Genomic DNA, 13,382 nt, shown 5'->3' on the forward strand with positions numbered 1-13,382 from the left:
CGCCGCCTCAGGGCATGTGGTGGACGGCGCGCCGCAGCGCCGGAGCCTCGGGCTGAGCCACTGGCAGCTCCAGCGTGGCGGTGGCGCCCTTGCCCAGGCCCTCGCTCTCCAGCGTGAGCTTGCCGCCCAGCAGGCGCGTCGCCAGCGCGCTGGAGTGCAGGCCGATGCCGTGCCCGTTCTTGCGGGTGGTGAACCCCTGGGTGAACAGCCGCTTGCTCACCTCGGAGGCGATGCCCACGCCGCTGTCGGCCACTTGCAGGCAGACGCGCTCGCCCTTCGGCTCCAGCCGCACCACCAGGTTCCTGCGGTCCATGGGGACCTCCTCCATGGACTGGCGGGCGTTGGTGATGAGGTTGAGAAGGATCTGCACCACCTTGTAGCGATCCACCCGCACCGGCGGCAGGGGGCGAGACTCGCGCGTCACCTGGATTCCGGCCCGCTGCAGGGCGCCCTGTTGCAGGCGCAGCGCATCCTCCAGCAGCTCGTTGAGATCGCACTCCTCCGTGAGCAGCGTGGACGTGGCGTACGTCTGCTGCATCTGGACGATGGTGCGCACCCGGCCGACGTTCTGGTCCAGGTCCTCCAGGGTGGTGTGCAGCACCTCCTTCTCCCGGTTCAGCTCATCGGCCAGGCGCGAGAGGTAGCTCACCAGCTGGCTGCCCCGGGAGTCGTCGGTGAGGAAGTTGGCGAGATCGTCCCGGTGCTCCTCCAGCATCGCCGCCACCTGCTTCACCCGCCCCGAGCGCGAGGCGATCAGCGCGTGGCGGATCAACCCCGAGTCCACGAGGATGCTGGTGAAGGCGTTGCCCACGTCGTGCAGCACGCTGGTGGCCACCTCCGCCATGCCCATCATGCGCGCGGTATCCACGAGCTGCGCCTGGGCCTGCTTCAGCTCCCGGGTGCGCTCCTCCACCCGCTGCTCCAACTCCGCGTTCGCCTGGCGCAGGGCGGCCTCCGCCTTCTGCACCTCCGCGTACAGCCGTGCGTTCTCGATGGAGATGACCGCCTGCGAGGCGATGTGGCCCAGCAGGGCCAGGCGCCCCGGAGAGAAGGCCTCGGTGGTGAGGGAGTTCTCCAGGTACAGCACGCCGTAGAGCTCCTCCTGGCGGCGCAGGGGCAGGCAGAGCACGGAGCGGGCTCGGCCGCGCAGCAACTCCGCCTCGGAGGCGAAGGCATGGGGCCGCGTCGTATCGCCGATGAGGACGAACTCCCCGGTGCGCCGCGTATAGGACAGCATCGTCCAGGGCAGCTCCGCCTCCACCAGGGGCGTGGTGTCTCCCTTCATCTCCGAGAGGACCACCGGCTTGAGCGCATCTCCCTGCTTGAGCAGCAGCGCCCCACGCTGGGCGCCCGCGCTCTCCAGCGCCACGTTCATCAGCGTGGCCACCAGATTGTCCAGGACGATCTCCCGGGAGACGGCCTGCTGGGCCTTCACCAGGCTCAGCGCATCCAACTGGTAGGAGCCCGTCTGCGCGGTGCCGTGTCCCCCCTCGCCGGAGACACCCAGGCTCGGCCACAGGGTCTCCAGTTGCCGCGCCTTGCCCTCGGCGCCCCACTGCCGATAGGACTCCCAGGCCTCGCGCGCGTAGGTGACCGCCACCCGCGACATGCCCCGCTCCTTCCAGGAGCGCGCGGCCAGCTCCGCGGACAGGGCGCCGTGCTCGATGTGGCCGTACTCGCGCGCCGCGTGCATGGCCTCCTCGTAGAAGCGCATGGCCTCCTCGGGCCGGCCCGTCACCCGTGCCAGCTCGGCGGCCACCATCCGCTCGGGGGCGCGGAAGTTCTCCGGGCACAGGCTCGCCCAGAGGTTGAGCTGCTGGTGGTGGTGCCGCATGGCCTCCAGGAACTCCAGCTGCCGGGGCGCGGGCGACTCGCGGAAGCAGGCCGCCAGCGTCAGCGACCGGTACAGGTAGAAGTCGGCCTGGAGGATGATGCCGGAGAGCATCCCCAGGTGCTCCGCCGCGATGGAGGAGGCCTGGCGCGCCTCCTCGTACGCCCCCGCCATGAAGCGCGCCCGCGTCTTGTGGATGAGGTAGACGCAGGAGACGATCGGCAGGCCCCGGCTCTCCAGCTTCGCTTCGACCTCCGCCTCGCTGAAGCCCTCTCCGTCCAGGGTGTCGAACCCGTCCGAGAGCCCGCGCATCTGCTGCACGTAGCGCTGGATGAGGACGATGAAGAAGCCGATGTCCTCGTAGTTGGCCTTGCGCACGAAGTCGAGGCGCGCCACCGACTCCTGGTACACCTCTCCCAGCTCGCGGCCCTGGAAGAGCATGTCCAGCAGCATGTTGTCGCAGCAGTAGCACGCGGTGCGGAAGTCTCCGCGCATGAGCCCGTGGCGGAAGGCGTCCTGGAGCAGCCCCAGGGACACGGGGAAGGGGCGGACCCAGCGGCTGATCAGCGCCAGCACGAAGAGCACGCCGCTGCGATGGGCGGCGAACTCCGGGCGCTCCACCAGGCGGTGGGCGAGCCGGCCAAAGGCGTGGCCCGCCTCGTACTTGCCCGCCGCGGCCACGCAGCACACGTTGCCGTACCAGACATAGGCGTGCGCGGCGGCGTCCATGTTGCCGTAGCGGATGGCCAGGGCCACCATCCGGCACAGGTGGAAGGCCAGCAGGCTGCCGGAGGAGTAGAGCGCCGGCACCGTGAGGGCCGCCAGCACGCTCATGGCCGCCTTCATGTCGGCGTCCGCCATGGTGGGCAGCTCGATGAGGCTCTCGATGGGGCGCGCGCCCAACAGCTTCCACACCTCGGCGTCGGCGGCCTGGATCTCCTCGGGGGTGGGATCGGCCGGCATGGGCATGCCGAACTTCTCCAGGCACTCGAGCAGGCAGGAGACGGCGTCCTGCACCTCTCCCGAGGCCAGGTGCAGGGTGCTCTTGAGGCGGTACACCTCGGCCATGTCCGGCCGCGTGCGGGCCCGGGGCAGCAGCTCGTCCACCAGTCGCCGGGCCTCGGCGGCGTTGCCGCCCATCAGCTCACAGCTGGCCTGATCCAGCCGCAGCTTGAAGGCCAGCGCGTACTCCGTCTCCCACGGGTCTCCGTGCAGCAGCGGGAAGACGGTGGTGAAGTAGCCCACGGCCGAGCGCCAGGCCGCGGAGCGCATGGCCCGCCAGCCCGCCTCGGCGTTGAGCTGGGCCAGCCGGTGGCGCTCGGCCCGGTCGTCCATCAGCTCCATGCCGGCGTTGAGCTGGCCCACCACGTCGAAGAGCCGCTCGCGCAGCTCGTCCGGGGAGAGCCGGGCCAGCAGCATGCGCCCCAGCCGCAGGTGGAGCGACTTGCGCTCCGCCTCGGGGATCAGGGCGTAGGCCGCCTGCTGGATGCGATCGTGCAGGAATCGGTAGTCGTCGGCGCCCATCCGCACGACCACGTCCTCATGGAGGGCGGGCTCCAGCCGGCGCTCCACCTCGACCGTGTCCAGGCTGGCCAGCAGCGCCAGCGTCGTCACGGAGAAGGTGCTGCCCTTGCACGCCGCCATGCGCAGCAACTGCTGCGTGGGACCGGGCAGCAGTTGCAGCCGGCCCGCCATGAACTCCACCACGTTGTCCGAGTAGCCTCGGGCCCGCACTCCCGCCTCGTCCCAGGTCCAGGAGCCCTGCGGGGTGCGCGTGAGCAGCCGGTCATGGTGCAGCGTCTGCAAGAGCTGCAGCAGGAAGAAGGGGTTGCCCGCGGTCTTCTCCTGCAACACGGCCGACAGCCCCTTCACCACCTCCGGGCGCGTGCCGGGCAGGGCATCGGTGACGAGCTGTTGTACCTGTCCCAGCGAGAGGGCCTCCAGGTGGATGTCCCCCATCCGCGCCCCCGCCTTGCGCATCTCCTCCAGCGCGGTCTGGAGCGGGTGGGTGGGGCTCACCTCGTTGTCCCGGTAGGCGCCCACCCACAGCACGGGCGGCGTATCCGGGTGCTTGGAGAGGTACGTCAACAGCTCCAGGCTGGCGAAGTCCGCCCACTGGAGGTCATCCAGGAACATCACCAGCGGGCGCCCGGGCAGCGAGAAGACGCTCAGGAAGCGCTGGAAGATGCGGTGGAAGCGGTTCTGCGCCTCCAGGGGCGCCAGCTCGGCCACCTCCGGTTGCCGGCCCGCCACCATCTCCAGCTGGGGGATGAGGTTCACCAGCACCTTGCCGTTGCCCTCGAAGGCCTCCAGCAGGCGATGGCGCCAGGCGCCCACCTCCGCGTCATCTCCCGCCAGGAGCTGCTGCACCAGTCCCCGGAACGCCTGGGCCAGGGTGGCGTAGGGCACGTCGCGCTGGAGCGGATCGAACTTGCCGCTGAGGAAGAAGCCGCGCTGCTGCAGCACCGGCCGGTGCAGCTCGTTGACCACCGAGGACTTGCCGATGCCGGAGTAGCCGCTCACCAGGAGCCACTCGGGGCGCCCCTCGCGCGCCACGCGCTCGAAGGCGCCCAGCATCACCTTCACCTCGTGCTCGCGGCCATAGAGCCGCTGGGGAAGCTGGAAGCGGGCCGGGAAGTCCTGCCCGCCGGGCGCGAAGCCCTCCTGGCCGCCGCGCTCCAGCCGCTCGCGGCACTTCTCCAGGTCCGCCTTGAGCCCCTCGGCGCTCTGGTAGCGCTCCTCGGGCACCTTGGCCATCAGCTTGAGGACGATGGCCGACAGCATCGGCGGCACCGAGGGCTCACGCTGGTGCGGCGGCACGGGCGCCTGGGCCAGGTGCGCGTGTACCCACTCCAGCGTGTCCTTGCCCTGGAAGGGCAGGTGGCCGGTGAGCAGCTGATAGAAGGTGACGCCCAGCGAGTAGAAGTCGGTGCGGTAGTCCAGCGCGCGGTTCATCCGCCCCGACTGCTCCGGGGACATGTAGGCCGGCGTGCCTTCGATGAGGTGCAGCGGCGCGGCCTGCACGTGCTCCACTGGCTGCAGGGTGGCGATGCCGAAGTCGATGAGCCGCGGCCCCGCGGGCGACACGAGGATGTTGGCGGGCTTGATGTCCTTGTGGATGACGCCGCGCTGATGCACCTCGGCCAGCGTGGAGGCCAGAGAGAGCGCCACTTCCAGGAAACGACCCAGCGCGAAGGGACCTACCTGCTTCGAGAGATCCGTGCCCTCCGTGTCCTCGAGCACCAGCACGGGACGATCATGATGCACTTCGTAGGCGTGAGCGGTGACCACCCCGGCCACGTCCTTGAGGTGGCGCAAGAGGCTGTACTCGTACTCGAAGCGGGCGCGCGCGCGCGGACCGGAGTGCTCGGTGCGCGGCGTCTTGAGAATCACAGAGCGGCGGTCCCACACCCGCACGGCGCGGTAGAGCAGATGCGAGCCTCTTGCCTGCAGTGGACTGAGGAGTGTGTACCCTGGGAGTTCGATCATCCGGCCCTCTGAGCCATTGGCGGAGGATCCCATCATCGCTGATCGCCGGACAGCGTGCCTCCGCGCAGGGTGCTCGCTGCCAAGCCTAGTTGTCAGCAGACAATGGTGATTCTTAAGAGGGTTCCGGGAAATCCCTGGAATGCCGGGCAGATGGCCGCTCAGGAGGGGGCGGGCAGGCTCTCTTTGTGCGTCACGCCCACGCCTCGTGGTGAAGCGGGCTCCTCGGGCTGCGAGGACAGCGGCGGTGGAGCGGGCAGGGCGTGGAGTTCTCGGTAGACCCGGCGACCGAGCAGTCCTCCGAGCACCAGCGACAGCAGCAGGCCCACGCCGGAGACGATCGTCATCACCGTGCGCCCCTGGGCCAGCCCACTGCCGAACTGCACCATGAGGAAGGTACCGGGCAGGGTGCCCAGCATCATCCCCCCCACCGAGGGCCAGAAGCGCGCGCCCGAGGCGGCCGCCGTGGCGAACATGATGTCGGTGGGCAGCAGCGGGTTGATGCAGCAGAGGAAGGCGAACTGGAAGTCGTGCTTGCTGGCCAGGTGCGTGAGGGCCTGGTAGTGCTCGCCGGCCAGACGCTTGAGCGGCCGCGCGCCCAACTTGCGAGCCAGGGCGAAGATGGCGGCGCCGGACAGGAAGCTGCCCACCAGCGCGTAGAGGGTGCCGGCCAGGGTGCCGAACGCCATGCCTCCCACGGCGGCGAAGAGCGTGCCGGGCAGCAGCGTGAACGGCCGGATGGCGAGCGCGAGGATATAGGCCAGCGGGGCGGCCTTGCCCATGGGCGCCAGCCACCCGCTCAGCGTCTCCTGGTCCACGAAGTCGGGCCCCAGCAGCCTCAGCAACGCCAGGCCGCAGATGGATGTCGCAATGGGTGCCAGCACTCGGAGCCAGCTCTTGACGCGTCCCGCCTTCGCCACGCTCACCTCCCCCGTCAATGTGCGCGTGAAGGTGGGGTTTTGACGGGGAATCGGCAATGCATCGCGGCTTGTTCTCAACAAGAAAGCATCCTGCCGGGCAGGCCATAGCCCGGTGAAGATGCCCAGCAAGCCTGGCAACCCTCTGTAATCATTGGGGTTAGGGTGTGGTTTGTCGGGTGTGAACGGCTGGCGGTGTACGGAGCTTGCTTGCATCGGGGCGCTTCCGTCCCAAGGTTTCAGGCAAGGGGCACCGTGGCGAGGCGTCGGTCGTAACGAGAGGAGATGGCGATATGTCGGACAAGGACAACAAGGGCAGCATGACGGTGGCAGAGGCCGGGCGTAAGGGTGGCGAGACCGTCCGTAACGAGCGAGGTCGCGAGTTCTACGAGACGATCGGCCGCAAGGGAGGTGCGACGGTCAAGGCCGAGCGTGGCCGCTCCTTCTACGAGGAGATCGGCCGCAAGGGCGGCGAGACGGTGAAGGCCGAGCGCGGCGCGAAGTTCTACGAGGAGATCGGCAAGAAGGGTGGCGATCGCGTCAAGGCCACCCGAGGCCCGAACTTCTACGAGGAAATCGGTCGTAAGGGCGGCCAGAAGGTGAAGAAGCTCATCGAGGAGGGCAAGCGCGCGGCCCGTGCGGCGATGGCGCAGCCGCAGGAGCCCTCCGCGAGCACCGAGGAGCCCAGCGCTCCGAGCACGCCGGCGGCGACCGAGGGGCAGGAGCCGCAGCGCGAGTAACGTGACGTGGGAGCACGGACCCGGTAAGAGGGGTGCGTGTTCCTGCTCATCACGTTGCTGGACCAGGTGGAGCAGCTCGAGCGGGCGATCCGCCGGCTCCGGGACTTTGGCATCCCGGAGCCGCTGGTGCTCCGGGCGCGAAGCGCGGCCGCGGCGCTGTCGGCCGAGGTGCCCGTCTTCGCGGGGCTGCGCAGCCTGGCGCTGGGCGCGGACGAGGATCGACTCGTGTTGGTGAGCGTGTTGCCTCAGTCCAGCGCCGAGGAGATCGAACGGTTGGTGCAGCGGGTCCAGCTGGAGATGGACGCGGACGAGCCGCCCATGGGGCGACTGCTGGCCTTGCCGGTAATCGCCGCGCCGCTGTTTCGCCGAGAGTGACGGGGCACCCCAGGGCGGTGTAAGCACGAGAGCGTGCAGGCGCTGCTCGTCTTCCTCGCCATCGCGGCGCTCTCGTTGCTCGCATCGAGTCGCACGCTGCTGGATCCCAGCCGGTTTCCCGGAGTGGCCCAGCTCGCGGCCAGCGGCCTGTTGTTCCTGGTGTTCGGCGCGCTGCTGGGGCCCGGGCAGATCGGGGTGCTCTCCGTCGCGGATTTGGATGGCCTGAGGCCGGTGCTGGCCCTGGGGCTGGGCACGGCGGGCGTGATTCTGGGGCTGAACCTGGAGCCGCGCCTGTTGCGGCTGCTGCCGCGGCCGGTGTTCTCCGCGGCCCTGGCGCACGCGGGGGTGGCCTTCCTGTTCGTGGCGGTGCCGCTGTCCGGCGCGCTGGTGCTCACCACGCGGCTGCCGCTGCCGGCGGCGGTGGGCGGCGCGGCGCTGCTGGGCGCGGCGGCCAGCCTGTCCTCGGGACACTTCGCGGTGCTTGGCTATCGCAGCGGGCGCATGGAGCGCTCGCGCGGGCTGGGGGTAGCCCTGCTCACCATGTTGGATGATGGGGTGGGGCTGGGGGTGTTGGCGCTGGCGCTGGTGTTGGGAGCGGCGGCGAGCCCCACCGAGGGCTTGGGCCTGGTGAGCCTGGCGCTGCTGCTGGGCATGCTGTGCGGGGGCTTGCTCGCCTTCCTCACGTACGCGCTGAAGGATCCGGCGGAATTGGTGGCGGTGGCGCTGGGCGGCGTGGCGCTGGTGGCGGGCGCGGCGGCGTACCTGCGGGTGTCGGTGTTGCTGGCGGGCGTGGCCTGCGGGGCGACGCTGGCGCTGGTGGGCGGCCGGGCGGTGGGGCAGGTGGCCCGGGCGCTCGGGCGCTTCGAGCGGCCCACCTACCTGGTGCTGGTGTTCCTGGCGGGCTGTCACCTGCAGGCGCGGGACAAGGAGGCCTGGCTGCTGCTGCCGGGGTATGTGGCGCTGCGCTTCCTGGGCAAGATTCTGGGAGGGAGGCTGGCCCACCGCTTGGTGGCCAACGCGCTGGATCTGCCGCCGCGGCTGGGGCTGGCGCTCATCGCCCAGGGCGGGTTGGCGGTCTGCCTGGTGGTGGAGTACCTGCTGCTGGTGCCCGGGGAGCTGTCGCAGCACATCTTCGACGTGGTGGCCCTGGGGGCGGTGATCAACGAGGTGCTGGCCCGCCGGGCGTTCCGGCAGGTGTTGGAGTCGCACCGGGCGGCGCCCAGGAGCGCGGCATGACGGGGGCGATCGTCCGGCTGGGGCTGCTGGTGGTGCTGCTGGCGGGGATCACCCGGGTGCAGGTGTGGCGCGTGGACACGGGCACCTCGGTGATGCTGGCGGCCGGGGCGCTGCTCTTGTGCGGGCTGTTCGCCGGCAAGGTGGCCAAGGGCGTGGGGCTGCCGCGGCTCACTGGCTATCTGCTGGTGGGGGTGGTGGTGGGGCCCTACGCGCTGGGCTTCATCCCCGGCGCGGGCGTGAAGGGACTAGAGCTGGTGAAGGGGCTGGCGGTGAGCCTCATCGCCCTGGTGGCCGGCACGGAGCTGCACCTGGGGCTCATCCGCCGGGTGGGCATCAAGGTGGCCGTGCTGTGCGCCGCGGTGTGCGGCGTCACCTTCGTGGTGTGCTTCGGGGCCGTCTTCGCCCTCAAGCCGGTGCTGCCCTTCCTGGCGGCCATGACGGTGCCGCAGGCGCTGGCCGTCAGCGCGCTGGTGTCCACGGTGGTGGTGTCCTTCTCGCCCACGGTGACGATCGCGATCGTCCAGGAGACGCAGGCGCGAGGCCCGTTCACCGAGTTCCTCATGGCCCTGGTCATCATCGGCGACCTGTTCGTCATGGTGGCCTTCGCGCTGGCGGCGGGCATCACCAAGGCGAGCTTCGGCGGGGGCTTCGATGTCCAGGGGTTGCTGGGTGGGGTGGGCTGGGAGCTGTTCGGTTCGGTGGCGGTGGGAGGGCTGCTGGCGCTGGCGCTGCTGGTGTACATGAAGCGGGTGAACCGGGAGCTGCCGCTGTTCCTGGTGGGGCTGTGCTTCGCGGCGGCCGAAGGTGGGGCGCGGCTGCACCTGTCGCCGCTGATGGTGGCGCTGTCGGCAGGGGCGCTCATCGCCAACCTGGACGAGCGCGAGAGCCAGCGCGTCCACCACGCCATCCAACTGGCGGGCCTGCCCGTGTTCGCCCTCTTCTTCGCGGCGGCTGGGGCGGGGCTGAAGCTGGACACGCTGGTGACGGTGGGGCCGGCGGCGCTGCTGCTGGTGGTGGTGCGCGCGGTAGCCATCCACCTGTCGTGCCGGCGCTTCGCTCCCCCAGAGGATCCACGGCTGCGGCGCTACTTGTGGATGGGGCTCATCTCCCAGGCGGGAGTGACGTTCGGGCTGGCGGCGCTCGTGGCCCGCACCTTCCCGGACTTCGGGCCCCAGGTAGAGGTGCTCATCGTGGCGATGATTACCACGCACGAGCTGGTGGGCCCGGTGCTCACCCGAAAGGCGCTGGAGCGCAGCGGCGAGACTCGAGGCGACGAGCGCCCACACGTGGCTTGATCCTCACTTTCTCAACCCGCGGGAGTCGGATCCACGTACGTCAGGTGCGTGCGGCAGCATGGCGGGGAGTGCGCGGCGACGCGCGCTCGCGGACGACGTAAACTAGAGAGCTTCAGAGGAGACATGCCATGGCGGCCCCCATCCTCGAGGTGGACATCGAACATCCCCAACCCCGGCACGTGGCGCGGGCCGTGGAGGTGCTGTCGCGCGGCGGGGTGATCGCCTATCCCACGGACACGTATTACGGCCTGGGGTGCGATCTGTTCTCGAAGAAGGCCATCGAGCGGCTGTACCAGCTCAAGGGTCGGGACAAGAAGAAGCCGATGTCGTTCCTGTGCCCGGACCTGTCGGACGTGGCGAAGTACGCGCACGTGAGCAACTTCGCCTACCGCACCATGAAGGGCCTGACGCCGGGGGCCTTCACCTTCATCCTCGAGGCCACGCGCGTGGTTCCGGAGATGATGATGTCGAAGCAGAAGCAGGTGGGCATCCGGGTGCCGGACGCGCCCCTGGCACGCGCGCTGGCGGCGGGGTTGGGCCATCCGCTCATCACCACCTCCGCGCATGACGAGGAGGGCGAGCCGCTCATCGACGCCAAGGGCATCAAGGAGAAGCTCGGGCACGGGTTGGAGCTCATCCTGGACGGCGGGGTGACGCTCATGGAGCCCTCCACGGTGGTGTCGCTGATTGGCGACTCGCTGGAAGTGCTTCGTCAGGGTAAGGGTCGGCTGGACGCGTAGGAGGGGGGAGACGGCACGGTGAATCTCCAGGGCTCGCACGAGGTGGCGCAAGACGCTCCGGAGCGAATCCCCGGTGTGTTGGGACTGTTGTGGCAGCTCTTGTGGCGGCCGGTGGATCTGCACTACCGGCTGCATGGGGCGGGAATCCGCACGCCGGGCGGACGCATCGGCCAGCTGTGGCAGGAGCAGTCCGCGGGCAGCCGCGCGGCGGGGCTGCTGGCGCGGCGGATGCTGGTGCTGCTGCTGCTCGTCTCGCCGCTGACCTCCTTTCTCATGGGAACCCTGGCCTCGACGCTGGGGGTGAGCATGGCGCCCTGGTGGTGGGTGAGCGCGGTGCTGTGCTCGCTGATGGGGCTCTTCCTGTCACTCACCACGGGGCTGGCGGCCGGCATGCTCATGGGGATGTTGGCGAGCCTGACCATGGTGCTGGGTGTGCATGCCGTGGTGGCGGAGGCCTTCGGGCCGCGCATGGGCGGAGTGGCCGGCGTCATCATGGGTGGGTGCCTGGGGTTGGTGGGAGGCCTGTGCGCCGGGAGCATCGGCGCGCTGGCTCGGGGCCAGGGCCTGTCCGTCAACCGCGTGCAGATGGGCGCCATCGTGCTGAGCCTGGTGCCGATGGTCGTCTGGGGCTTTGGCGGTTCCTGGAACTTCGGTGGGGCGGTGGCGGCCAGTGCCCTGGTGGCGTACCTGGTGGCTGCCTTCCGGCTGCCCATCTTCCTGGTGGAGACGGTGGTCCAGGCGGCGGCCTTCGGGTTGGAGCGGTGGGCGGGGCTGCGCACGCTACGCTGGTCTCCGGTGGTGCATCACAACCTGAGCTACCTGCCATACCCCTTCCTGCGCGCGCACATGGCGCTAGCGGCGCGCTCGCGCCCCATGGAGGTGCTGGAGGTGGCCAACGCCTGCCTGAAGTCCCCCGGCAATGCGCTGTTGGGCTGGCCGTGGGTGCTGGCGGCCCTGGCCCAGGCCGAGGCGGCCGCACTCGGAGAGCCACCCGGGCCTCACGGAAAGCCTTGAGGCGCCAGCAGGTTGCCAGGATCCGCCGCTCCGCTACCCTGGGGGCATGGAAGGGCTCCTGGATGCGTTCATCGCCTTCATCCGCGCCGAGCGAGGGCTGTCCGGCAAGACCGTGGACGCCTACGCCGCGGACCTGACGGTCTACTTCGAGGACCTGCGCTCGTGGGGCGTGCTCGACGTGGCGCGGGTGAAGCAGGAGGACGTGTCCGAGCACCTGAAGCGGCTGGGGCAGCGGGGCCTGTCGCGGCGCAGCCAGGCGCGGCACCTGGCGGCCGTGCGCGGCTTCCACCGCTTCCTCATCGCCGAGAAGCTGGCGGAGAAGGACCCGACCGAGGACCTGGACACTCCGCGCTCCGCGCGCAAGCTGCCCAGCTTCCTCACGCTGGAGGAGGTGGAGCAGTTGCTGGCCGCTCCGGACGAGCGCCACCCGGCGGGCCTGCGCGACAAGGCCATGCTGGAGCTGCTCTACGCCACGGGCCTGCGCGTGAGCGAGCTGTGCTCGCTGGGCATCAACGACGTGCAGCTGGGCGCCGGCTACCTGGTGGCCAAGGGCAAGGGCTCCAAGGAGCGCGTCGTCCCCGTGGGCCGAATGGCGGTGGAGAAGGTGCAGGCCTACCTGGACGGGGTGCGGCCGGTGATGCTGGGCAGGCGCGAGTCGCGCGCGCTCTTCGTCACCCCTCGGGGCGGCGGCTTCACCCGGCAGGGCTTCTGGAAGCTGCTCAAGCGCTACGCCCTCAAGGCTGGCATCCGCAAGCCGCTGTCGCCCCACAAGCTGCGCCACTCGTTCGCCACCCACCTGGTGGAGCGCGGGGCGGACCTGCGCGCCGTGCAGGCCATGCTCGGCCACGCGGACCTGGCCACCACGCAGATCTACACCCACGTCAACAGCGCCCGCCTGCGCGCCGTCTACGACCAGCACCACCCCCGGAGCGAGGGCGTGAGCCCCCCGCGTCCGAAGCGACGTCAGACCGGGGCGTAGACTCCCTGTTGCGTCTCCTGGAAGGTAGACTACCCTCCAGGTAGGACGGTCAACGGCCGTACGGCACGGGAGGAACGGACATGGGGAAGGGGCAGGGCAGGAAGCCACCGGAGCGCGGGTATTCCCAGGCACCACGAGGGCAGGGGGGCTCGTCGCGCAAGAAGCCCGCCTCCTACGAGGACATCGAGGCGCTCCCCGTGGGGTGGATTGGAGAGATCGTCGACGAGGAGCTGGTAGCCCAGCCTCGCCCGGCCTTCGGGCACCAGCGCGCGGCCTGGGCGCTCGGTGGCCAGCTCTACACCCCGTTCGACCGGGGACAGGGAGGGCCCGGCGGGTGGTGGATCTTCTACGAGCCGGAGCTGCACTTCGGCCAGAACGTCCTCGTGCCGGACCTGGCGGGCTGGCGGCGCGAGCGCATGCCCCAGCCCCCTCGGCCCACCGCGCCCTTCGCCACCTCCGCTCCGGACTGGATCTGCGAAATCCTGTCGCCCTCCACCGCCACCGTGGACCGGGCGCGCAAGCTGCCCATCTACCACCGCGAGGGGGTGTGCCATGCGTGGGTCATCGACCCCCTGGAACGCACCCTGGAGGTTTTCCACCGCTCGCGCCGGGGGTGGATGCTCGCCGAGAGCCACGCGGGGCAGAGCGTCGTGCGGGCCATCCCCTTCGAATCCGTGGCCTTGGAGCTCAGCGCACTGTGGCTGCCCGGCTCGGAGATTGCCTATGTGCCCTGATTGGTTGGGTCAGAGACTTGAGGAAGGCCCAGCAT

At 70.1% G+C, this 13,382-nt stretch carries 10 protein-coding genes; 8 read left to right on the top strand and 2 right to left on the bottom strand.

Annotated features, from left to right (window positions below; genetic code table 11):
- Positions 1 to 7 precede the first annotated feature (7 nt).
- Positions 8 to 5,320, bottom strand: coding sequence for a trifunctional serine/threonine-protein kinase/ATP-binding protein/sensor histidine kinase (locus SYV04_RS32080; protein ID WP_321549779.1), 5,313 nt, complete (start codon positions 5,318 to 5,320; stop codon positions 8 to 10).
- A gap of 158 nt (positions 5,321 to 5,478) precedes the next feature.
- Positions 5,479 to 6,237, bottom strand: coding sequence for a TVP38/TMEM64 family protein (locus SYV04_RS32085; RefSeq protein WP_321549780.1), 759 nt, complete (start codon positions 6,235 to 6,237; stop codon positions 5,479 to 5,481).
- A gap of 290 nt (positions 6,238 to 6,527) precedes the next feature.
- Here SYV04_RS32085 and SYV04_RS32090 point away from each other — a divergent pair, with 290 nt between their 5' ends.
- The 8 genes from SYV04_RS32090 to SYV04_RS32125 all read left to right on the top strand — a co-directional run bounded on the left by SYV04_RS32090 (position 6,528) and on the right by SYV04_RS32125 (position 13,347).
- Positions 6,528 to 6,974 carry a general stress protein gene (locus SYV04_RS32090; protein WP_321549781.1) on the top strand — a complete coding sequence of 149 codons (447 nt, stop codon included), beginning with the start codon at positions 6,528 to 6,530 and terminating at the stop codon, positions 6,972 to 6,974.
- Between the two features lie 36 nt (positions 6,975 to 7,010).
- A complete protein-coding gene (locus tag SYV04_RS32095) occupies positions 7,011 to 7,349 on the top strand; it encodes a hypothetical protein (RefSeq protein WP_321549782.1) in 339 nt (112 codons plus the stop codon).
- Positions 7,350 to 7,382: 33 nt separating this feature from the next.
- Positions 7,383 to 8,585 carry a sodium:proton exchanger gene (locus tag SYV04_RS32100; protein WP_321549783.1) on the top strand — a complete coding sequence of 401 codons (1,203 nt, stop codon included), beginning with the start codon at positions 7,383 to 7,385 and terminating at the stop codon, positions 8,583 to 8,585.
- A complete protein-coding gene (locus SYV04_RS32105; protein WP_321549784.1) occupies positions 8,582 to 9,880 on the top strand; it encodes a cation:proton antiporter in 1,299 nt (432 codons plus the stop codon). The genes SYV04_RS32100 and SYV04_RS32105 overlap by 4 nt, the downstream gene beginning before the upstream one ends.
- A 128-nt stretch (positions 9,881 to 10,008) precedes the next feature.
- Positions 10,009 to 10,620: an L-threonylcarbamoyladenylate synthase gene (locus tag SYV04_RS32110; protein WP_321549785.1), complete on the top strand. Its 612-nt coding sequence runs from the start codon at positions 10,009 to 10,011 to the stop codon at positions 10,618 to 10,620.
- An 18-nt stretch (positions 10,621 to 10,638) separates the two neighbouring features.
- On the top strand, positions 10,639 to 11,634 hold the full coding sequence (locus SYV04_RS32115) for a hypothetical protein (RefSeq protein ID WP_321549786.1): 996 nt from the start codon (positions 10,639 to 10,641) through the stop codon (positions 11,632 to 11,634).
- 46 nt (positions 11,635 to 11,680) lie between these two features.
- Positions 11,681 to 12,613, top strand: coding sequence for a site-specific tyrosine recombinase XerD (gene xerD, locus SYV04_RS32120; protein WP_321549787.1), 933 nt, complete (start codon positions 11,681 to 11,683; stop codon positions 12,611 to 12,613).
- Between the two features lie 80 nt (positions 12,614 to 12,693).
- Positions 12,694 to 13,347 carry a Uma2 family endonuclease gene (locus SYV04_RS32125; protein ID WP_321549788.1) on the top strand — a complete coding sequence of 218 codons (654 nt, stop codon included), beginning with the start codon at positions 12,694 to 12,696 and terminating at the stop codon, positions 13,345 to 13,347.
- The last annotated feature ends 35 nt before the right edge of the window (positions 13,348 to 13,382 follow it).

Source organism: Hyalangium ruber (assembly GCF_034259325.1).
In the GTDB taxonomy this organism is placed as follows: Bacteria; Myxococcota; Myxococcia; order Myxococcales; family Myxococcaceae; genus Hyalangium_A; species Hyalangium_A rubrum.

Coding starts and splice junctions, on each gene's coding strand:
- SYV04_RS32080 (WP_321549779.1), bottom strand. CDS start 5,320: ATGATCGAACTCCCAGGGTACACACTCCTCAGTCCACTGCAGGCAAGA.
- xerD (WP_321549787.1), top strand. CDS start 11,681: ATGGAAGGGCTCCTGGATGCGTTCATCGCCTTCATCCGCGCCGAGCGA.
- SYV04_RS32105 (WP_321549784.1), top strand. CDS start 8,582: ATGACGGGGGCGATCGTCCGGCTGGGGCTGCTGGTGGTGCTGCTGGCG.
- SYV04_RS32110 (WP_321549785.1), top strand. CDS start 10,009: ATGGCGGCCCCCATCCTCGAGGTGGACATCGAACATCCCCAACCCCGG.
- SYV04_RS32125 (WP_321549788.1), top strand. CDS start 12,694: ATGGGGAAGGGGCAGGGCAGGAAGCCACCGGAGCGCGGGTATTCCCAG.
- SYV04_RS32090 (WP_321549781.1), top strand. CDS start 6,528: ATGTCGGACAAGGACAACAAGGGCAGCATGACGGTGGCAGAGGCCGGG.